We start from the raw sequence: 19,323 nt of genomic DNA, 5'->3' as shown, positions 1-19,323 counted from the left end.
TTCGACGCGGTGATGCTGGGAGAGAAATCTTATGCGTACCTTCATGATCGCCGGCGTGTCCGCCGCCGCCCTGCTGGCCCTGTCCGCCTGCAACAGCGGCGAAGACGCCACGGAAACCGCCATGACCGAAGGCGCTGTCGCTGAACAGCCCGCCACGCCTGCCGCAGGCGGAACCGTGGTCGAGGTCGCCCAGGGCAATCCCGAGTTCAGCACCCTGGTCGAGGCCGTCACGGCCGCCGACCTGGCCGGCACCCTGAACGGCGCCGGGCCCTTCACGGTCTTCGCCCCCACCAACGCGGCGTTTGAAAAGATCCCCGCCGCCGACCGTCAGGCCCTGATGCAGCCCGACCAACGCGAGGCGCTGCAAGGCATTCTGACCTATCACGTGGTGCCGGGCCGACTGACGGCCGCCGACATCGCCAGCCAGGCTCAGGCCAATAACGGCGCCGCCGAGCTGACCACTGTCCAGGGCGGAACGCTGACCCTGCGCGAAAGCAACGGCCAGTGGGTCATCACGGACGAGAACGGAAACACCTCGACCATCGCCATGGCCGATGTCGCCGCGTCGAACGGCGTGATCCACGCCATCGACACCGTGGTGATGCCGAACTGATTTTCGGCAGAACCAAATTGTCTGCGCTGCGTTACCCACCCAGCGCAGACAGTTTGACAGCGCAAACATGAATCGGGTCGCCACATCCCCCCCGGGCGCCCCGGTCTCCAAGGGCCGCACTTTCCCCCGGGTGCGGCCCTTATTCCGTCCGGCCGTTCACGCTTCGGCCGAAACCGCCAGACCAAACAGCTTCCATTCGCCCTCGGCAGGCTCATAGGCGATGTCGAATACGAGTTGATAGCTCGGCAAGGGGAAGAATCCGGTCAAGCGCAGGCGGCCTTGCTCATCCAGCAGCGGGCCGCGAATAACCACCGGCTCGTGCACCAGCACCTGTGCCAGATCGAGGCTGCGGCTTCGCACCGGCTCGAACAGGGCCGCCAGGCCCGCTGACGTATTCACCCGAAATGACGGCCCGCCCAGGTCGCGCAGAACGCCGTAGTTGCCCGTGACATTGGCCTGATGCAGGGCGGTCAATGGCCCGCGGATCAGAATGACCTGGGCGGCGCGGTCCAGGGGCACGCGCGTGACCTGTGACTGAGCCCGCGCGGCGCTGGCCGCAGCTGCGGCCAACGCTGGCCCGGCCGTCCACAGATCACGGCGACGGATCAGAACTCGATTCCCACGCCTGCGTTGAAGCCGGAGCCGCGCTGGCTGTAGGTCCCGCCGGCCCTTACCGACCAGCGCTGGTCGAACCGATGGGACAGGCCGAAAGCCAGCGCCGCCTCATCGCGCCACACGCCGATCGCGCCGGAGACCATGCTTGCGCCCGGGCTGACGGCCATGGGAAGGCCCGCGAGGGCCGCGGCCGACGCCGCGCCCGCATCCGCCCGCTCGCGCACCCGGTCCAGACCGACGGCCATGTCCTCGAAACGGTCGTCGGTATAGGCCATGAGGGTCAGGATGCGGTCGTCGGTGTAGGCCATGACCTCGCTGCGGACGCCGGCCAGCTGGCTGACATTGACGGCGTCGGTGGCCGCACTGCCGGCGGCGACATTGGTGATCTGGCGCGCCCCGCCGGCCACGCCCACCGAGACCTCGCCCGCCGAGTTCTGCGGGGCCGCAAGGCCAAGCGCCGCATAGCCGGACTGGGCGCCCCGGCCGGTTTCCGCACCCGCGCCCAGCGCGACGCTGTTGGCATGGGAGGCCGTCGCCCCCCGTCCGACCGCCGTCGCGCCAATCGCATCAGCAACGGCGCTCTCGCCCAGAGCCGTGGCGTTTTCAGCGGACGCCGTCGCGAAGCCGCCAAAGGCCGAGGCGTTGTTTCCCGTGGCCTGGGCGGAGAAGCCGACCGCCGTGGTCGGGTCCGCAGACGCCAGGGCGTTGGCCCCGATGGCCACAGCCCCCTCGAAGGTGGCGCGCGCGTTGGTCCCGTAGACCGTGGTGTTGCCCCCGTGGGCCTGTGCGCCGTGACCGGAGGCGTGGGCCCCCTGCCCGGTGGCGGTGGGGGCGGGCCCCGTGCCGCCGCTGGCGAAGCCGCCGCCCGCGGCGGTTATGTCCTGAATCTGCTGCTGGAGGTCGGCGAGCCGATTGCTGACGTCGGCGCTGAGCGCAGTCAGATCGATGTCGAAGTCGTCCCCCAGACCGGCGATGGACTGGTTGAAGTCCAGCCGGGCGGCGGCGATGGCGTCATTGAGGGCGGTCTGGGCCGCGGCCAGGGCGCCGGTGAGGTCCGCCTCGACCGTGCCGATGGAGCTGTTCAACACCGCCTCGGCGCTGGTGATGGCGGCCGTCATCTGGGCCAGATTGACCGCGTCTGTGCCCATCACGCCGGCGGAGACGTTCATCAGCCGTCGCTCCGCGCCCGCCGCCCCGAACGAGACGGTATTGGCGATGGTGGCCATGGAGCCCTGACCGATAGCCACGGCCCCCTCGGCGGAGGCGGTGGCGCCCTGGCCGAAGGCGGCGGCGTTCAGGGCATTGGCCGAGGCCGAATGACCGACGGCCGTTGCGTTGTCCTGCCCGTCCGCCCCGGCCCCTGCCCGGGCTTGGTAGCCTATCGCGGTGGCGCCGACGTTGCTGAAGGCGGATCGCGGAAACTGCAGCTGCCATTGCTCCAGCGTTGCGCCGCTCGAAGGATCATAGGGCGGATTGTCGGTTGTCGGATCGCCGCCGCCCCAGGCCCCGGCCCCGATCACCGTGGCGCCGTCCCCGGACGAAAAGGCGGACGTGCCCTGGACCGTCCCGCCGATCCCGCTGACGTTGCGCATGGTGCCGAAGGCGGTTTCCCAGCGAATCTCGCCGGTAGCGGCCCGAAGGCAGCGCTCCGTGCCGGGGATGTAATAGTACCCGGCTCCGTAGATGTCGCAGACGCGCACATATTCGACAGGCTGACTGAGCGCGGCGTCAGGGCTCGCAGCCCACGCGCCGACGCACCCGAAACCCAGCCCCAACAGAACACGCTTTTGCATGACGCCCCCCGCTTCCCCGGGGGCATTTCTAACCTAACGCGGTTCTTTCGCCAATAAGGTATCAGTCGCCTTGGCGAATCTGCTCGCGGGCGTGGGACATGAGCTCGTCCATCTTGGAGCGCAGTTCGCTTTCGGAGACCGACAGGCCCGAGCCCTTCAGGTCGCCGGCGACCTTGCGCACCACATCCTCGTCGCCCGGCTGCTCGAAATCGGCGCGCACCACGGCGGCGGCGTAGGTTTCCGCGCTTTCGGCGGACAAACCCATCTTCTCGGCGGCCCAGAGGCCCAGCAGCTTGTTGCGGCGCGCGACGGCCTTGAATTCCTGCTCCTGGTCGCGGGCGAACTTGCTCTCAAAACCCTTTTCGCGTTCGTCAAAGGTGGTCATACGCAGCATCAACTCCTGACGCGCCCCCGGCGGGTCGCGGCGCCGTCTATAGCCCGCCCCGGCGCGAACGCAACAGGAACTGGGACAGGCGACGCACTTGCGAATCCGACGCAGCCGGTTGGCGGCGTTTGTGCCTTTCACGCCCATGCGATATAGGCGCCGCGCAGTCTACCGCCGAGCGCTATAGTGGCGCCAGCCTGATTCCGTCCGCGCAGCCCTTTCGGCCTCTTCAGGCCCGAGGCGGCGCGGTTTTCGTTTTTTCGGCCCTGCGCCGCCGCCTCCCCCTACGGGAACCGTGATGAAGAACCGCAAGAAGATTTACGAAGGCAAGGCCAAGATCCTCTACGAGGGTCCCGAGCCCGGCACCCTGATCCAGTACTTCAAGGACGACGCCACCGCCTTCAACGCCCAGAAAAAGGCCACGCTGGAAGGCAAGGGCGTGCTGAACAACAAGATCAGCGAGTTCATCATGACCCGCCTGGCGGGCATGGGCATCGCCAATCACTTCATCAAGCGGCTGAACCTGCGCGAACAGCTAATCCGCGAGGTGGAGATCATCCCGCTGGAGGTGGTCTGCCGCAACGTGGTGGCCGGCTCCCTCGCCCAGCGTCTGGGCCAGGAGGAAGGGACCCCCCTGCCCCGCTCGATCATCGAATTCTATTACAAGAAGGATGAGCTCGGCGATCCGATGGTGACCGAAGAGCACATCACCGCTTTCAACTGGGCCACCACCCAGGAGATCGATGACATGCTGACCATGACCGTGCGCATCAACGACTATCTGTCGGGGATGTTCGGCGCGGTGGGCATCACCCTGGTGGACTTCAAGATCGAGTTCGGCCGGGTGTGGGAGAACGACTTCGCCCGCGTCATCCTGGCCGACGAGATCAGCCCCGATTCCTGCCGCCTGTGGGACACCACCACCGGCGAGAAGATGGACAAGGACCGCTTCCGCCGCGACCTGGGCGACGTGATCGAGAACTACGCCGAGGTCGCGCGCCGTCTCGGCATCATGAAGGACATGCCCACCGTGATTCAGGGAGGCCTGCACTGATGGCCCGCAAGGTTAAGGTTCACGTCTATCTCAAGCCCGGCGTTCTGGACGTCCAGGGCAAGGCCGTCGAAGGCGCCCTGCACAGCCTGGGCTGGCCCGGCGTTACGAACGCCCGCGTCGGCAAGATGATCGAGTTCGATCTGGCCGACGACGTGGCCGACCCCGAAGCCGAGGTGAAGCGCATGTGCGAGACCTTGCTGGCCAATACGGTGATCGAGAGCTACCGGGTCGAGGTGGGCTGAGCCCACGGGCGCGTTCCGCGCCTGTTTTGGCCGTTATAGCGACCTCATTCCGCTCGTCCCGGCGAAGGCCGGGATCCAGATCATATGGCCGGGTTTGGGGTGGGCGGCATAAACAGCCTGATAGCTGAACCGCTCTCGAGGCCTCGCATCTGGATCCCGGCCTTCGCCGGGATGAGCGGGTGTTGAGGACTTAATGCTGAGCGCGGTTGAGCATCCAGCCTCCCGGCCAGCCCCCTCCACCGCTACACGGTCCCCCTCCCTCAATGAGGCAGGATTGAGCGTCAGCTGTCCAGGAACGAGCGCAGCTTCCGCGACCGCGAGGGGTGCTTGAGCTTGCGCAGGGCCTTGGCCTCGATCTGACGGATGCGCTCGCGGGTGACGCTGAACTGCTGGCCCACCTCCTCAAGGGTGTGGTCCGTGTTCATGCCGATGCCGAAGCGCATGCGCAGCACCCGCTCCTCGCGCGGCGTCAGGGACGCCAGCACGCGGGTGGTGGTTTCGCGCAGGTTCGACTGGATGGCGGCGTCGATGGGCAGGATCGCGTTCTTGTCCTCGATGAAGTCGCCCAGGTGCGAGTCTTCCTCGTCGCCGATGGGCGTTTCGAGGCTGATGGGCTCCTTGGCGATCTTGAGGACCTTGCGGACCTTCTCCAGCGGCATGGCCAGACGTTCGGCCAGCTCCTCCGGCGTCGCCTCGCGCCCGATCTCGTGCAGCATCTGGCGCTGGGTGCGCACGATCTTGTTGATCGTCTCGATCATGTGCACCGGGATGCGGATGGTGCGGGCCTGATCGGCGATGGAGCGGGTGATGGCCTGACGGATCCACCATGTGGCGTAGGTGGAGAATTTGTAGCCGCGGCGATACTCGAACTTGTCCACCGCCTTCATCAGGCCGATGTTGCCTTCCTGAATGAGATCAAGGAACTGCAGGCCGCGGTTGGTGTATTTCTTGGCGATGGAGATGACCAGGCGCAGGTTGGCCTCGACCATTTCCTTCTTGGCCTGACGGGCCTCCCGCTCGCCCTTCTGGACGGTCTGGACGATGCGGCGGTAATCGTCGATGGGCAGGCCGGCCTCGGTGGCCACGGCGGCCACGTCCGAGCGGATCTGGGCGATCTGTTCGGCCTCGTTGTCGCTGAACTTGGTCCAGCGCACGCCCATTTCCTTGACCCGTTCGCTCCAGGTCGGGTCCAGTTCGGCGCCGAAATAGGCCTTGAGGAATTCGGGGCGCGAGATGCCGTAGCTGTCGGCCAGACGCAGCAGGCGGCCTTCCAGGCCGATCAGGCGCTTGTTGATGGCGTACAACTGCTCGACCAGCGCCTCGATGCGGTTGTTGTTCAGCTTGAGGGTCTTGAGCCGGTCCGAAATGGCGCCGGTCAGGGCCTCGTAGTTTTTCTGGTCCTTGGTCGACAGGGCGTCGCCCTTCAGGCGCGCCTCGACCAGCTTGTCCTGCAGCTTGCGGAAGGCGTCGAAGTCCGACGCCACGGCGTCCAGAATCTCCATGACCCCGTCGCGCAGCTCGGCTTCCATGGCCGAGATGGACAGACCGCCGCCGTCGTCGAAATCGTCGTCGTCCTCGTCGTCGTCGCCTTCGGGTTTTTCTTCCTTGGCCTCGGGTTCGGCTTTTTCGCCCTCTTCCTCGGCGTCCTCGCCTTCACCCTCGCCCTCGCCGGTGTTCTGGCCGCCGTAGGTCTGGTCCAGGTCGATGACCTCGCGCAGCAGGATGCGGCCGTTGGCCAGTTCGTCGCGCCACACCATGATGGCCTCGAACGTCAGGGCGCTTTCGCACAGGCCCGAGATCATGGCGTCGCGGCCGGCCTCGATACGCTTGGCGATGGCGATTTCGCCCTCGCGGCTCAGAAGTTCGACCGAGCCCATTTCGCGCAGATACATGCGGACAGGATCATCGGTGCGGTCATAGGCGGGCTTGGCGCCCGTTTCCGCCACGGCGGTCTCGGCGCGCTCGGCCACTTCTGTGGACTGCGCTTCGCCGTCTTCCTCCGCCTCGACCACGTTGACCCCCATCTCGGACAGCATGGCCAAGGTGTCTTCGATCTGGTCGGGGGTGAATTCCTCGGACGGCAGGACCTTGTTCAGCTCCTCCATCGTGACGAAACCACGGGTCTTGGCCTGGCGGATGAATTTCTTGACGCCGGCGTCAGTCAGATCGAGCAGCGGCCCGTCATTGGTGGTTTCCGCTTCCTGGGTCTCGGTCTGCGCGCTCATTCAGTCTCTCCAGCCGCGAAATATCGCTGGCTTTAACAACGTTCGAAGGCGCGGTTTGTTACGAACCCGCCGCCTCGTCCCACAAGGTTCCCGTCTTGATGGCTCGTCGCAATGCATCGCGCTCGGCTTTCAGACGACTGAAAGCCGAGGCGTCGAAGCCGCGGTGCGCCTCCGACTTCGCTGAGCTAAGCGCTCCCTCCAACGCCGCCATGCGGGTCAGAGCGTCGAACGCCTGCGACCATCGGGCCCGCGCTTCGGCGAGGGGCGCATTCGCGGCCAGGAATGGCGTACCGGACTTCGCCGCCGCCTTCTCGACCTCGCGCATCAACGCATCAAGACCCGATTGCGCCAGATGGCGTCGCAGGGCGGCGCTGTCAAGGGCCAGGCCCGACATCCTGAGCCTGACGATCTCGTCGGCGAGGGCTGTCAGGGCCGGATCGCCGAAGCCGTGGCGGCCCACGGCCTCCAGATGATCGTCCAGTCGTTCGGGGTCGTCTATGGCCGCATGGGCCAGGGCGGCTGCGAGGGGCTCGATGGAACGCGACAGGGCCGTCACCGCCGCCCTGCCCTCGTCGGTGGCGCCGATGACGGCGGGTTTGCCGGGGGCCCAGCGGGCGCCGGGCTGGCGCGGCTGGAACGCCGGGCGGCGCGGGAACAGGTCGTCGAACCGCTCGAACAACTCGCGGCGGTACTGTTCGGCCAGATCCGCGTCCTGAATGGCCTGGGCGGCCTGCCGCAGGCGGCCCTTCAGGCCGGCCTTGCGTTCGGGGGTGTCCAGCGGCTCGGCGTCCCGCTCACGCTCGAACAGCATCTCGGCGAAGGGCCGGGTTTCGGACAGGGCGTTTCGAAGGGCGGGCGCGCCCTTGTCGCGCAGGATGTCGTCCGGGTCCTGTCCGCCTGTCAGAAGGGCGAAACGGAAGGACCGGCCCGACTTCAGCAGGGGCAGCGCCCGCTCCAGCGCCCGGCCCGCGGCGCGCTGTCCCGCGGAATCGCCGTCGAAGCAAAGCACCGGCTCGGCGCTGACCCGCCACAGCAGGGCCATCTGCTCCTCTGTCAGGGCGGTGCCCATGGGGGCGACGGCAGGAATGCCCGCGCGGTGGCAGGCGATCACGTCCATGTAGCCCTCCACCACCACGATGGCGGTATCGGACCGGGACCCCGCCCCTAGGATGCGGCGCGCCTCGGGCAGTCCGTAGAGGGTGGCGCCCTTGTGAAAGAGCGTGGTCTCGGGCCCGTTCAGATATTTGGCCCGGTCGTCCGGGTTCATGGCCCGGCCGCCGAAGCTGACGATGCGGCCGCGCGCGTCGTGGATGGGGAACATCAACCGGTCGCGGAACCGGTCATAGGGAGCTCCGCCCCCCTCCGGGGCGATCAACAGTCCGGCGTCCACCAGTTCGGACGGTTTGGCGCCGCGCTGGATCAGGGCGTTCTTCAAGCCTTCACGGTCGTTAGGGGCGTAGCCCAGGCCGAAGCGGTCCCACTGGTCCTCGGGCAGGCCGCGCCGCTCCAGCATCTCGCGGGCGGCCTTGCCGTTCGAGCGGCGCAGATTGGCGGCGAACCATTTCTGGGCCAGGTCCATCCAGTCGGCCAGACCCTGGCGTTTCTGCTCGCGCTCGGCGGCCTGGGGATCGGGGGCCGGCAGGGCCATGCCCGCCTCGGCCGCCAGACGTTCGACCGCCTCGACGAAGCTGAGGCGTTCGGTTTCCTGCAGGAAGCTGATGATGTCGCCGTGCTTGCCGGAGCTGAAGTCGTGGAAGAAGCCCTTCTCGTCGTTGACGAAGAAGGACGGCGACTTTTCCTTGGTGAAGGGCGACAGGCCGGCGAACTCCCGTCCCTGACGCTTGAGCTTCACCGTCCGCCCGATGACGTCCGAGGGACGCAGGCGGCTTTTCAGCTCATCAATGAAACGGTCGTCGAAGCGCACAGGGCCTTATAGACCAGTCCTTGCGGGATCGTGATCTTAGGGTTTGATTAACCATAAAGGCGAAACTGAGACATAAGCCACTGACTTCTATGTTCTTTTTCCTATTCGAACGGAACTATCCACAGCCGCCTGTGGTTAACTATCCAACCCGTCCCCAGAAAGCGGACGATCAGGACCACCGACGCCAGCAGGCGAAAGGGTCATCCGGAAGCTGACCATGTTCATTGCCATCGCCCGCCCGGCGGTGGAGCCGAAGGGGCCCGACGCCGTCGCGGTTCCCTGCTCTCCAACCGTCATCAATGACCATCCCCGCGCGCTGCACGCCCGGCTGATGCAGAACGCCGCCCTGCGTCGACGGCGCGGTCTCGAGCGCCGACACGCCGGGCGGCCGGACGACGCCGCCTACTGGCTCGGCGCGGCGCCGCTTGCACTCCGCAAGGCTGCGGAGTTGCGACGGGACTGTCGACTGAGCGCCCTGCCCTAGGCCATCGGCGGTCCACGGTTTGTCGGACAAAGCGGGTTGTCCCAGTCCGCACGGCGGCGCACTCTCCCCGCAGGGCAAGGGAGAAGATCATGGCGCGTCAGGGCCGCATCGTTGCGGGCTGCATCCTGCTGATGGCGCTCGCCGCCTGCCAGACCTATCCGCGGGTTGAGGTCACGGCCGCCCAGTTGAGCGCCGCCAGCCCGGCCATTCGCTACGATTTCGACGTGGAAGAGGCCCAGTTGCGCTTTGTCCGCGAACTGGCCGTGGCGGCCCGGTCGGCTGAGGACGGGACGGTGGACCTGCTGGCGCTGTCCGGCGGCGGGGCGAACGGCGCCTTCGGGGCGGGCGTGCTGAACGGCTGGGGTGAGCGCGGGGACCGGCCCCAATTCGAAATCGTCACCGGCGTCAGCACCGGCGCCCTGATCGCGCCCTTCGCCTTCGTCGGCGAGACGGGGGACGCCGGGCTGGCCCAGGCCTTCACCGACGGCGGGTCCGAGGGCCTGCTGCGCTCGCGGGGCCTCGGCGTGCTGTTCCGGCCCAGCGTGTTTCGCCCCGAGCCGCTGGCCCAACTGGTGGTCAACAATGTGGACGAGGACCTGCTGCGCGCCGTGGCCGAACAGCACCGTGCGGGCAGACGGCTGTATGTGGCCACCACCAGCCTGGACACCCAGACGCAGATCGTCTGGGACATGGGCGCCCTGGCCCAGCGGACCGACGACGCCTCGCGCCTGCTGTTCATGGACATCCTGATCGCCTCGGCCAGCATTCCGGTGGCTTTTCCGCCCGTCCCGCTGACCCTCAGCAACGAGGGGCGTCAGGCGGTGGAGCTGCACGTGGACGGCGGCACGGTGGCCAATGTGCTGGTGGCGCCGGAACCGTTCCTGCTGCGCCCGCCCGACGGGGCGCAGGACCTGACCGGCGGGCTGCCCGGCCGCATCTGGGTCATCATCAACGGCCACCCCGAGCCCACCTTCGCCACGGCGACGCTCAGCGGGTTGTCGGTGGCGGTGCGCAGCTTCGACATCATGCGCAAGGCCATCACCCGCGCCGATGTGGCCCGCACAGCCCAGCTGGCGCGGACCCTGGGGATGGGTCTGGACGTGGTTTCCATGCCCGAGGATGCGCCGGACGCGGCGTTCGACTTCAGTCAGGAGTCCATGCAGCGCAGCTATGAGGCCGGGCGGCGGCTGGGGCTGGACGGCTCCGGCTGGCAGACCCTGGCCGAACCCGAGGTGGTGGAGCCCTAGATTGTGTCCTCATAAGTAAGGGGTCGGACTCGGTCCTGGCCGAACGGCCGAAGAGCGGACGTTTCCCACGCCAGAACCATACGGCTGATGTCTTCGATCGGGGCGATGGCGGCGCTAGCCGGAGCTTGCGCTCACAGGGCGACCTTTGCGTTGTCACCCATCTTGGGGGCGTCGCCTGTCACGACCGCCTTGACCATCTTGACGAGCGCCACCGCCTTGCCAGGGCTATCCCACAGTTCCCCGCGCTCGGGGGTGACGGTAAGGAGACGTATCGTCGGATGGTTCTTGTCCTCCCACCAGGCTTCATCGGCCTTGGTGAAGAGTTCAGCGATCCTGGCGCGGTCATTCGTCAGGACCGCCGTCCCTCCGATCAGGACGTATTTGTAGTCGCCGTTGTCCGCCCAGGCGCAGGACACCTTCGGGAAGCGATCAATCTGGCCATTCTTTTCGCCGGACTGATCTACCAGGAAATAGATGCTGTGCTCGTCTTTGCGAACGCGGGCCGAAAGAGGCCGGCTATGCTGCTGCTCCCCGTCCCAGGTCGTGAACATGCAGATATCGATCTTGTCGGCCAGCTCCCAGATGCGCTCGCGAACTTCTTCTGGCGGCTTCGCATTGTCGTCTTGTCGCTCTTTCACGGGCGTCTCCTCTTGTTCAACTCCACTCCAACGCCAAGCCCGCCTGGCCGTTGCCTCGATGCCGGGAGATAGCTGTCTTGGGAGGGCGCGCGTTCGCGAACGTCGCACCTCGGGATCCGCGCCAGCGCCCGCTATTGGCGCTTTCCAGAGCGTGGCCACCTCGGGATCGAACCTTACAGGGCGCAAGCGCTGGCCGCAGACCCGAACGCCAGCGCTGGGGCGGCCTGACTGCCGCCAAGCTGACGTTCCCTACGTCGCCCAAGGGCCGTGATCAAACACCGACTGTCTGCTTGTCAGCGGACGCTGCGACATCAGCGATGTTTATGAGGACGCGCCCTGACCCCGCGCCGCGTCCATGTGCTCAGCGAAGCGGTCGAACAGGTAAAGGCTGTCGGCCGGGCCGGGGGAGGCTTCGGGGTGATGCTGGACGCCGAAGACGGGGCGGTCCTTGAGCGCGATGCCGCAGTTGGTGCCGTCGAACAGGCTCACGTGGGTTTCGGTGACGGCTTCCGGCAGGCTGTCGCGGTCGACGGTGAAGCCGTGGTTCATCGAGACGATCTCCACCTTGCCGGTGGTGACGTCCTTGACCGGATGGTTGGCGCCGTGGTGGCCCTGATCCATCTTGACTGTCTTCGCGCCCAGCGCGAGGGCCAGCATCTGGTGGCCCAGGCAGATGCCCATGACGGGCTTGCCCGAGTCCACCAGTTTGCGGATTTCGGGCACGGCGTATTCGCCGGTTGCCGCCGGATCGCCCGGGCCGTTGGACAGCATGACGCCGTCGGGATTGCGGGCCAGGATCTCCTCGGCCGTGGTCGCAGCGGGCACCACGGTGATCTTCGCGCCGGTGGCGGCCAGGGCGCGCAGGATGTTGCGCTTCACGCCGTAGTCCACGACGACGACCTCGTTGCGGCGGCCGTCGCCGGCGGCGTAGCCCTCGGGCCATTCCCAGGTCGCTTCGTTCCAGTCGAAGGCCTGCAGGCACGAGGCGTCCTTCGCCAGATCGAGACCCACAAGGCCGGACCATTCGCGCGCCTGGGCGATCAGGGCGTCCAGATCGAACTTGCCGTCCGGGTCATGGGCGATGACCCCGTGGGGCGAGCCGTTGTCGCGAATGGCGGCGGTCAGGGCGCGGGTGTCAACGCCGGCCAGACCCACCACGCCGCGCCGCTTCATCCAGGTGTCGAAGCCGTGGTCGCTGCGCCAGTTGGCCGGATCGGTGGGCAGGTCGCGGAACACCGCGCCCACGGCCGCCGTGCCGGCGCCGCCGTCGCCGATCTGCTCCACGTCCTCGCCGTTGGTCCCCACGTTGCCCACGTGTGGGAAGGTGAAGACCAGAACCTGTTTCATGTAGCTGGGGTCGGTCAGGATCTCCTGATAGCCGGTCATGGCGGTGTTGAAGACCACCTCGCCCAAGGCCGATCCCGTCGCGCCGACCCCGATCCCCTGCAGCACGGTTCCATTGGCCAGGACGAGCACGCCGGTGGCGCCGGGCAGCAGGGTGGTCATGGCGGGCTCCTGGACTTGGGGACGCGCCTTCATGGGCCGAACCGACCCCGATGGCAAACGGCCGCGTTCCTATGGATTCGCACCGCGCAGGTCAAGCGCTACGGGACGCCTCAGGCGGTCACACGGGCCATGTCGCAGAACACGGCGTGGGTGGCGCCCGCAGCAGCTGCAGCCTCCCCCCGCGCGGGGGGCAGATTGACCAGCAACACGTCGCGCGCAACACGCCTCGCCTGGGCGATCAGCTCGGCAGCGGCGCGCCAGTCAACCGCACTGGCGGTCTCGATCCCGGCGAAATCCAGCGAGACGCAGCGAGGCTGCACCGGCGCCAGACGGGCGATCAAACCGGCTTCGGGCGGGGCATGGACGATCACCCCGCGTCGCTGGGCCCCCATATGGTCTATGGCTGCGCGGACGTCCTCCGGTGTCGCCTTCATGTCCACGCCCATGATCTCGACCAGCAGGAGGCCTGCGTCCACATCGGCCGCAAGCCCCGTATAGAGCAGGGAGAACCGTCCCGCCGACGAGGCCACCGTGCGCCAGAAGGCCGGGGCGACGCCCGTCGCGCCGCCCGGCAGGTCCAGCAGCCCCACCCCATGACGCAGGGTCTCCACATCAATGCGCCTCAGGTCGGCGACCTCAAGCCGGACGCGGTGCATGCCGGCCAGAGCGCTTTCGCCGCCCGCCCGACGCACGTTTCGCGCCAGACGGGCGCCCACGTGACTTTTTTTCACAAGATCAAAGACCGGCTTCGCGGCCAGGGTGACCGTCAGCTCTCTGCGAGCCTCGGTGACCAAAGGAAATGTCAAACTTTTGGTCCCAACGGGACTGAAGCTGCGCGCTTCGACCGGGCGGTCCCCATCCGCTCCGGCTGGCGTGTCGCTCAATCCCGCCGGAAGCGAATGCCCCGTCGGGTAAGCCATTGCGATCTCTCCCACCTTCACTGCCCCGCCTGGAGCGGGCTTGTGAAGTCGGCCAGAATGACGTGGAAAACAAAAATGTAACGCTAACAAAAAGGATGAAAGAACGCGGTTATCAAGCACGGTTATTCGGCGATGCGTTCCCCTTTCCAGTCGAAAACGAAGCCTGAATCCGCCGGCGTCAGTACATCCACCACGGCCAGCAGACGTGTGGCGGAATACGCCGCCTGAAACAGCTTTTCCGGCGCCACGCCCTTCTGGAACGGTTCGCTCAGCGCCGTGTCTACGGTGCCGGGGTGAAGCCCGACGCAGATCATGCCGGGATGGGTGCGGGCCAGCTCGACCGACAGGGTCTTGAGGATCATGTTCAGGGCAGCCTTGGACGCCCGGTAGCTGTGCCAGCCGCCAAGCCGGTTGTCGCCGATGCTGCCCACACGGGCCGACAGGGCCGCGAACACCGCCCTGCCCTCGCGCGGCGCCAGCGGCAGGAAGGCCCGCGCCGCCAGGGCCGGGCCCATGGCGTTGACCGCGAAGTCCCTCTGCAGATGGTCGGCGTCCAGGGCGCGCCAGCTCCGTTCAGGCTGAAACCCGTCATGGAGCACGCCGCTGGCCACCACGCACAGGTCCACCGGAGCGCCCACCGTCGCCGCCGCCGCTTCGAGCGACGCCGCATCGGTAATGTCCGCCTTCAGAGCTGCGACGCCGTCCGGCGCCCGGCCTGTGCGCGATACGCCGAACACGGCCTCGTACCGGTCGTCGGCCGCCAGCCGCGCAGCCATGGCCGCGCCGATCCCGCCTGACGCTCCAATTATCACAGCCCGCATGAGGCGCTCTCCCGACCGCTTTCCGCCGCTTCCGTCCCCATGATAGGGAGCGATCATGCCCATCACCACCATCGGCCTGGATGCCGACGACACCCTCTGGCACAACGAGACCATCTTCCGGCTGACCCACGACCGGTTCGCCGACCTTTTGTCAGAGCACCACGACCGCGACCGGATCGAATCCCGACTGGCGGCGACCGAACAGCGTAACCTTCGCCTTTACGGCTACGGGGTGAAGGGCTTCACCCTGTCCATGATCGAGACGGCCATGGAGCTGACCGACGGCGCGCCCCCGCCCCGGGTCATCAGCGAGATCCTGGCCGCCGGGCGCGAGATGCTGTCCCATCCGGTGGAGACCCTTCCCGGCGTGGCCGAGACCCTGAACCGCCTGTCGGAGCAGTACCGTCTGGTGCTGATCACCAAGGGCGACCTGATGGATCAGGAGCGCAAGCTTGCCGCCTCCGGACTGGGCGACCTGTTCTCGGCCGTGGAGATCGTGTCCGAGAAGACCGCCGAGACCTATGACCGCGCCTTCCGGCGCCACGGCACGGGCGCCGGGCAGGCCGCCATGGTGGGCAACTCCATGAAATCCGATGTCCTGCCCGCCCTCCAGGCCGGCGCCTGGGCCGCCCACATCCCCTACGCCGTCACCTGGGCCCACGAGCTGGCCGACGCCCCGGACAACGAGCCCCGGTTCGCCGCCCTGGACGCAATCGGCGAAGTGCCGCCGTGGGTGGAAACGCGCAGTGATCGATAAGTGCTTGTCGTGAGGCGTGCTCGCCTCTAAACGGACCGCTTAACCGACAACCTCATCCGTCTCGCCCCGCCCCGGCGGGGGCGTTCGCGCGCGTGAAACCCGGAGCAGAAGCCGCCTTGTCCGACGCCCCCAGCCATGAGGACCGTGACGCCATGGTGCGCGCCGCCCTGGCCGAGCACGGCGACAGCGGGCGGACGCCGCGTCACACCCTGTTCTATTTTCACGGCGACGGCGCCCACGACGACCTGAACGAGGTGGCCCGGCGCGCCGGGTTCCTGACCCGCGGTCAGGACGAAACCACCATCCTCGAGACCACGATCCCGGTGGACGAGGCGTCTTTCGCCCCCGTCTCCGCCATGATGCAATCCTGGGCCGCGGCCTTCCAGCTGGACTATGACGGCTGGGAGTGCGCGGTCGTGACGAACTGAGTAGGCGCCCATGCCCAAACGCACAGACATCAAGTCCATCCTGATCATCGGCGCGGGCCCCATCGTCATCGGGCAGGCGTGCGAGTTCGATTACTCAGGCGTGCAGGCGTGCAAGGCGCTCAAGGCCGAAGGGTACCGGGTGATCCTGGTCAACTCGAACCCGGCCACCATCATGACCGACCCGGAGGTGGCCGACGCCACCTATATCGAGCCGATTACGCCCGAGATGGTCGAGAAGATCATCGAGAAGGAGCGGCCCGACGCCCTGCTGCCCACCATGGGCGGCCAGACCGCGCTGAACACCGCCCTGGCGCTGGACGCCTCGGGCACCCTGAAGCGGCTGGGCGTGGAGATGATCGGGGCCCGGGCCGAGGTCATCGACAAGGCCGAGGACCGCCAGAAATTCCGCGACGCCATGGACAAGCTGGGTCTGGAAAGTCCGCGCTCCAAGGCCGTGCACCATATCGACGAGGCCGAGGACGCCCTGGCCTTCGTGGGCCTGCCCGCCATCGTCCGCCCCAGCTTCACCCTCGCCGGCACCGGCGGCGGCATCGCCTACAATGTGGAGGAGTTCCGCGAGATCGTCGAGCGCGGCCTGGACCTGTCCCCGACCACCGAGGTGCTGATCGAGGAGTCGGTGCTGGGCTGGAAGGAATACGAGATGGAGGTGGTCCGCGACCATGCGGACAACTGCATCATCGTCTGCTCCATCGAGAACGTCGATCCGATGGGCGTCCACACCGGCGATTCCATCACCGTGGCCCCTGCCCTGACGCTGACCGACAAGGAGTATCAGCGGATGCGCACGGGTTCGATCAACGTCCTGCGCGAGATCGGGGTGGAGACCGGCGGTTCCAACGTCCAGTGGGCGATCAATCCGAAGGACGGCCGCATGGTCGTCATCGAGATGAACCCGCGCGTGTCGCGCAGCTCCGCGCTGGCCTCCAAGGCCACGGGCTTCCCCATCGCCAAGGTCGCCGCCCGTCTGGCGGTCGGTTACACCCTGGACGAGCTGACCAACGACATCACCCAGGTGACCCCGGCCAGCTTCGAGCCGTCCATCGACTATGTGGTCACCAAGATCCCGCGCTTCGCCTTCGAGAAGTACCCGGGCGCCGAGCCGATGCTGTCCACCTCCATGAAGTCGGTGGGCGAGGTCATGGCCATCGGCCGGACCTTCAAGGAGTCCATGCAGAAGGCCCTGCGCGGGCTGGAGACCGGGCTGAACGGCTTCGACGAGATCGAGATCGAGGGCGTCACGGGAGCCGAGGACGAGGCCGCCATCAAGGGGGCGGTCGTCCGCGCCCTGGGCCTGCCCACGCCGGACCGCATCCGCGTCATCGCCCAGGCCTTCCGACACGGCCTGAGCGTCGAGGAGGTGCAGGCCGCCTGTTCCTATGAGCCGTGGTTCCTGCGCCAGATCGCCGAGATCGTCCGCGAGGAAGGCCATATTCGAGTCAAGGGCCTGCCCACCGACGCCGCCGACTTCCGCCGCCTGAAGGGCATTGGCTTTTCCGACGCCCGCCTCGCCCAGCTGACCGGAACCACCGAGAAGGCCGTGCGCGACGCCCGCCGGGGTCTGTCGGTGCGCCCGGTGTTCAAGCGCATCGACACCTGCGCCGCCGAGTTCGCCAGCGCCACGGCCTATATGTACTCGACCTATGAGACCGGCGCCCTGGGTCAGGTCCCCGACTGCGAGGCCGCGCCGTCGGACCGCAGGAAGGCGATCATCCTGGGCGGCGGGCCGAACCGCATCGGTCAGGGCATCGAGTTCGACTATTGCTGCTGTCACGCAGCCTTCGCCTTCGCCGACATCGGCGTCGAGTCGATCATGGTCAACTGCAACCCGGAGACCGTCTCAACCGACTACGACACCTCCGACCGCCTGTATTTCGAGCCCCTGACGGCCGAGGACGTGCTGGAACTGATCGATGTGGAGCGCTCGAAGGGCGACCTCATCGGCGTGGTGGTCCAGTTCGGCGGCCAGACCCCGCTGAAGCTGGCCCATGCGCTGGAAGAGGACGGCGTGCCGATCCTGGGGACCAGCGTCGACTCCATCGACCTGGCCGAGGACCGCGAGCGGTTCCAGAAGATGCTGCACGACATCGGCCTGCAGCAGCCGCCCAACGGCCTGGCCCGCTCGGCCGAGGAAGCCGCGCAGAAGGCCGAGGAAGTCGGCTATCCGGTGGTGCTGCGCCCCTCCTATGTGCTGGGTGGTCGCGGCATGATGATCGTGCACGACCGCGAGCAGCTGGACCGCTACGTGGGCGAGGCCATGAAGGTCTCCGGCGATGATCCGGTCCTGATCGACCACTATCTGAACCGCGCCACCGAGGTGGACGTGGACGCCATCTGCGACGCCGACGACGTGTTCGTGGCGGGTGTGCTGGAGCACATCGAGGAAGCCGGCGTCCACTCGGGCGACAGCGCCTGTTCCATGCCCCCCTACTCCCTGTCCGAGGCCGTGGTCGCCGAGCTGATGCGCCAGACGGAAGCCATGGCGAAGGCCCTGAAGGTGCGCGGCCTGATGAACGTGCAGTTCGCCATCGAGGAGCCGCACAGCGACAATCCCCGCATCTTCGTGCTGGAGGTCAATCCGCGCGCCAGCCGCACCGTGCCCTTCGTGGCCAAGACCATCGGCGAACCTGTCGCCGCCATCGCCGCCAAGGTCATGGCGGGCGAGACGCTGGCCTCCTTCGGCCTGACGCACAAACCCTATGACCACATCGCGGTGAAGGAAGCGGTGTTCCCCTTCGCCCGGTTCGCCGGCGTCGATACGGTGCTGGGGCCCGAGATGCGCTCCACCGGCGAGGTCATGGGTCTGGACTGGAAGCGCGAGGAGGAGGCGGACATGCAGGGCGCCTTCGCCCGCGCCTTTGCCAAATCGCAGCTGGGCGGCGGGACCATCCTGCCCACCTCGGGCTGCGCCTTCGTCTCGGTGCGCAACGACGATAAGCCGTTCATCCTCGGCGCGGTGAAGAAGCTGATCGAGCAGGGCTTCTCCATCCTGGCCACCAGCGGCACCCACGCCTATCTGACTGAACAGGGGCTTGAAGTCGGGCTGGTCAAGAAGGTGCTGGAGGGTCGTCCCCACATCGTCGACGCCATGAAGAATGGCGAGGTCCAGCTGGTCTTCAACACCACCGAGGGCAAGCAGTCCCTGTCGGACAGCTTCTCCATCCGCCGCTCGGCCCTGATGATGAAGATCCCCTACTACACCACCACCCCCGCCGCCCTCGCGTCGGCCCAGGCCATCGCCGCCATCAAGGCCGGCGAACTGGATGTGAGACCGTTGCAGGGGTATGGCTGACAAACATGAGGTTGCTGTCGGCCATCGACGGGATTCTCATCCTGGTCGTGCTCGGCAACCTTGCTGCTTTCGGCCTGTTCGCTTTTGATAAATCTCAGGCGCGGACCGGGGGGAAACGGGTCTCGGAGCAGACGCTTCTGGCGGCCGTTCTCATCGGCGGGCTGGGCGCCTGGATGGGTCAGAACATCCTGCGTCACAAGACCCGAAAGGAACCTTTTCGCACTTGGTTGGGCCTGCTGCTCACCCTTTATTTGCTTGCCGTCGTTTGTGGCGCGGCATGGCTCGTCTGGCCGACGCGGGGATAAATCCCGCCCCTCCCGGTTGCCGGAAACGCCGCACCGGACCAAACTCCCGAAAATTC

General features: G+C 67.1%; 18 protein-coding genes. 9 read left to right on the top strand and 9 right to left on the bottom strand.

Annotation, left to right across the window (positions count from 1 at the left end):
* The first annotated feature begins 31 nt into the window (after positions 1-31).
* Positions 32-613 (top strand): fasciclin domain-containing protein, encoded by a 582-nt coding sequence (locus ACK4FB_RS11800; protein WP_409752339.1) that lies wholly within the window; start codon positions 32-34, stop codon positions 611-613.
* Between the two features lie 156 nt (positions 614-769).
* Here ACK4FB_RS11800 and ACK4FB_RS11795 read toward each other — a convergent pair whose 3' ends face one another.
* From ACK4FB_RS11795 to ACK4FB_RS11785, 3 genes are all read right to left on the bottom strand, one after another.
* Positions 770-1,132, bottom strand: coding sequence for a hypothetical protein (locus tag ACK4FB_RS11795; protein ID WP_409752336.1), 363 nt, complete (start codon positions 1,130-1,132; stop codon positions 770-772).
* A gap of 86 nt (positions 1,133-1,218) precedes the next feature.
* Positions 1,219-3,021, bottom strand: a complete 1,803-nt coding sequence (locus tag ACK4FB_RS11790; RefSeq protein ID WP_409752333.1) for a porin — start codon at positions 3,019-3,021, stop codon at positions 1,219-1,221.
* 61 nt (positions 3,022-3,082) lie between these two features.
* A complete protein-coding gene (locus ACK4FB_RS11785) occupies positions 3,083-3,406 on the bottom strand; it encodes a DUF1476 domain-containing protein (RefSeq protein WP_409752451.1) in 324 nt (107 codons plus the stop codon).
* A gap of 295 nt (positions 3,407-3,701) precedes the next feature.
* Between ACK4FB_RS11785 and purC the strand changes: the two genes are divergently transcribed.
* Positions 3,702-4,460 carry a phosphoribosylaminoimidazolesuccinocarboxamide synthase gene (purC, locus tag ACK4FB_RS11780; RefSeq protein WP_409752330.1) on the top strand — a complete coding sequence of 253 codons (759 nt, stop codon included), beginning with the start codon at positions 3,702-3,704 and terminating at the stop codon, positions 4,458-4,460.
* Entirely contained in the window at positions 4,460-4,702 is a 243-nt protein-coding gene (gene purS / locus ACK4FB_RS11775) for a phosphoribosylformylglycinamidine synthase subunit PurS (protein ID WP_409752327.1), read from the top strand. The genes purC and purS overlap by 1 nt, the downstream gene beginning before the upstream one ends.
* Positions 4,703-4,983: 281 nt before the next feature.
* Here purS and rpoD read toward each other — a convergent pair whose 3' ends face one another.
* Entirely contained in the window at positions 4,984-6,927 is a 1,944-nt protein-coding gene (gene rpoD, locus ACK4FB_RS11770) for an RNA polymerase sigma factor RpoD (RefSeq protein WP_409752325.1), read from the bottom strand.
* A 58-nt stretch (positions 6,928-6,985) separates the two neighbouring features.
* On the bottom strand, positions 6,986-8,851 hold the full coding sequence (dnaG, locus tag ACK4FB_RS11765; RefSeq protein ID WP_409752322.1) for a DNA primase: 1,866 nt from the start codon (positions 8,849-8,851) through the stop codon (positions 6,986-6,988).
* A gap of 217 nt (positions 8,852-9,068) precedes the next feature.
* Between dnaG and ACK4FB_RS11760 the strand changes: the two genes are divergently transcribed.
* Together ACK4FB_RS11760 and ACK4FB_RS11755 are read left to right on the top strand one after the other, a co-directional pair.
* Positions 9,069-9,335, top strand: a complete 267-nt coding sequence (locus ACK4FB_RS11760; protein WP_409752319.1) for a hypothetical protein — start codon at positions 9,069-9,071, stop codon at positions 9,333-9,335.
* 89 nt (positions 9,336-9,424) lie between these two features.
* A complete protein-coding gene (locus ACK4FB_RS11755; RefSeq protein WP_409752316.1) occupies positions 9,425-10,582 on the top strand; it encodes a patatin-like phospholipase family protein in 1,158 nt (385 codons plus the stop codon).
* Positions 10,583-10,713: 131 nt separating this feature from the next.
* On the opposite strand, the gene ACK4FB_RS11750 is transcribed toward ACK4FB_RS11755, so the two are convergent.
* The 4 genes from ACK4FB_RS11750 to ACK4FB_RS11735 form a co-directional block, all read right to left on the bottom strand.
* On the bottom strand, positions 10,714-11,220 hold the full coding sequence (locus ACK4FB_RS11750) for a pyridoxamine 5'-phosphate oxidase family protein (RefSeq protein WP_409752313.1): 507 nt from the start codon (positions 11,218-11,220) through the stop codon (positions 10,714-10,716).
* Positions 11,221-11,541: 321 nt separating this feature from the next.
* Complete coding sequence (carA, locus tag ACK4FB_RS11745; RefSeq protein WP_409752310.1) at positions 11,542-12,726, bottom strand: glutamine-hydrolyzing carbamoyl-phosphate synthase small subunit; 1,185 nt, start codon at positions 12,724-12,726, stop codon at positions 11,542-11,544.
* Positions 12,727-12,836: 110 nt separating this feature from the next.
* Entirely contained in the window at positions 12,837-13,532 is a 696-nt protein-coding gene (locus tag ACK4FB_RS11740) for a hypothetical protein (RefSeq protein ID WP_409752307.1), read from the bottom strand.
* 236 nt (positions 13,533-13,768) lie between these two features.
* Entirely contained in the window at positions 13,769-14,467 is a 699-nt protein-coding gene (locus ACK4FB_RS11735) for an SDR family NAD(P)-dependent oxidoreductase (protein ID WP_409752305.1), read from the bottom strand.
* Between the two features lie 55 nt (positions 14,468-14,522).
* Between ACK4FB_RS11735 and ACK4FB_RS11730 the strand changes: the two genes are divergently transcribed.
* The 4 genes from ACK4FB_RS11730 (at position 14,523) to ACK4FB_RS11715 (ending at position 19,267) form a co-directional block, all read left to right on the top strand.
* Complete coding sequence (locus tag ACK4FB_RS11730) at positions 14,523-15,224, top strand: HAD family hydrolase (protein ID WP_409752302.1); 702 nt, start codon at positions 14,523-14,525, stop codon at positions 15,222-15,224.
* A 116-nt stretch (positions 15,225-15,340) separates the two neighbouring features.
* Positions 15,341-15,652, top strand: coding sequence for a hypothetical protein (locus tag ACK4FB_RS11725; protein ID WP_409752299.1), 312 nt, complete (start codon positions 15,341-15,343; stop codon positions 15,650-15,652).
* Positions 15,653-15,662: 10 nt separating this feature from the next.
* Positions 15,663-18,962 (top strand): carbamoyl-phosphate synthase large subunit, encoded by a 3,300-nt coding sequence (gene carB, locus ACK4FB_RS11720; protein WP_409752296.1) that lies wholly within the window; start codon positions 15,663-15,665, stop codon positions 18,960-18,962.
* Between the two features lie 5 nt (positions 18,963-18,967).
* Positions 18,968-19,267, top strand: coding sequence for a DUF1294 domain-containing protein (locus ACK4FB_RS11715; RefSeq protein WP_409752293.1), 300 nt, complete (start codon positions 18,968-18,970; stop codon positions 19,265-19,267).
* Positions 19,268-19,323: the final 56 nt, after the last annotated feature.

Source organism: Brevundimonas sp. (genome assembly GCF_046299535.1).
In the GTDB taxonomy this organism is placed as follows: Bacteria; Pseudomonadota; Alphaproteobacteria; order Caulobacterales; family Caulobacteraceae; genus Brevundimonas.
Note: the sequence above shows the minus strand (reverse complement) of the source record. Positions and strands in the feature narration are given on the sequence as shown.

What these genes read in the sequence shown, in the direction of transcription:
- ACK4FB_RS11755 (WP_409752316.1), top strand. Translation starts at nt 9,425, where the DNA reads ATGGCGCGTCAGGGCCGCATCGTTGCGGGCTGCATCCTGCTGATGGCG.
- ACK4FB_RS11730 (WP_409752302.1), top strand. Translation starts at nt 14,523, where the DNA reads ATGCCCATCACCACCATCGGCCTGGATGCCGACGACACCCTCTGGCAC.
- carA (WP_409752310.1), bottom strand. Translation starts at nt 12,726, where the DNA reads ATGACCACCCTGCTGCCCGGCGCCACCGGCGTGCTCGTCCTGGCCAAT.
- carB (WP_409752296.1), top strand. Translation starts at nt 15,663, where the DNA reads ATGCCCAAACGCACAGACATCAAGTCCATCCTGATCATCGGCGCGGGC.
- ACK4FB_RS11790 (WP_409752333.1), bottom strand. Translation starts at nt 3,021, where the DNA reads ATGCAAAAGCGTGTTCTGTTGGGGCTGGGTTTCGGGTGCGTCGGCGCG.
- ACK4FB_RS11760 (WP_409752319.1), top strand. Translation starts at nt 9,069, where the DNA reads ATGTTCATTGCCATCGCCCGCCCGGCGGTGGAGCCGAAGGGGCCCGAC.
- ACK4FB_RS11715 (WP_409752293.1), top strand. Translation starts at nt 18,968, where the DNA reads ATGAGGTTGCTGTCGGCCATCGACGGGATTCTCATCCTGGTCGTGCTC.
- ACK4FB_RS11735 (WP_409752305.1), bottom strand. Translation starts at nt 14,467, where the DNA reads ATGCGGGCTGTGATAATTGGAGCGTCAGGCGGGATCGGCGCGGCCATG.
- purS (WP_409752327.1), top strand. Translation starts at nt 4,460, where the DNA reads ATGGCCCGCAAGGTTAAGGTTCACGTCTATCTCAAGCCCGGCGTTCTG.
- rpoD (WP_409752325.1), bottom strand. Translation starts at nt 6,927, where the DNA reads ATGAGCGCGCAGACCGAGACCCAGGAAGCGGAAACCACCAATGACGGG.
- ACK4FB_RS11785 (WP_409752451.1), bottom strand. Translation starts at nt 3,406, where the DNA reads ATGACCACCTTTGACGAACGCGAAAAGGGTTTTGAGAGCAAGTTCGCC.
- ACK4FB_RS11800 (WP_409752339.1), top strand. Translation starts at nt 32, where the DNA reads ATGCGTACCTTCATGATCGCCGGCGTGTCCGCCGCCGCCCTGCTGGCC.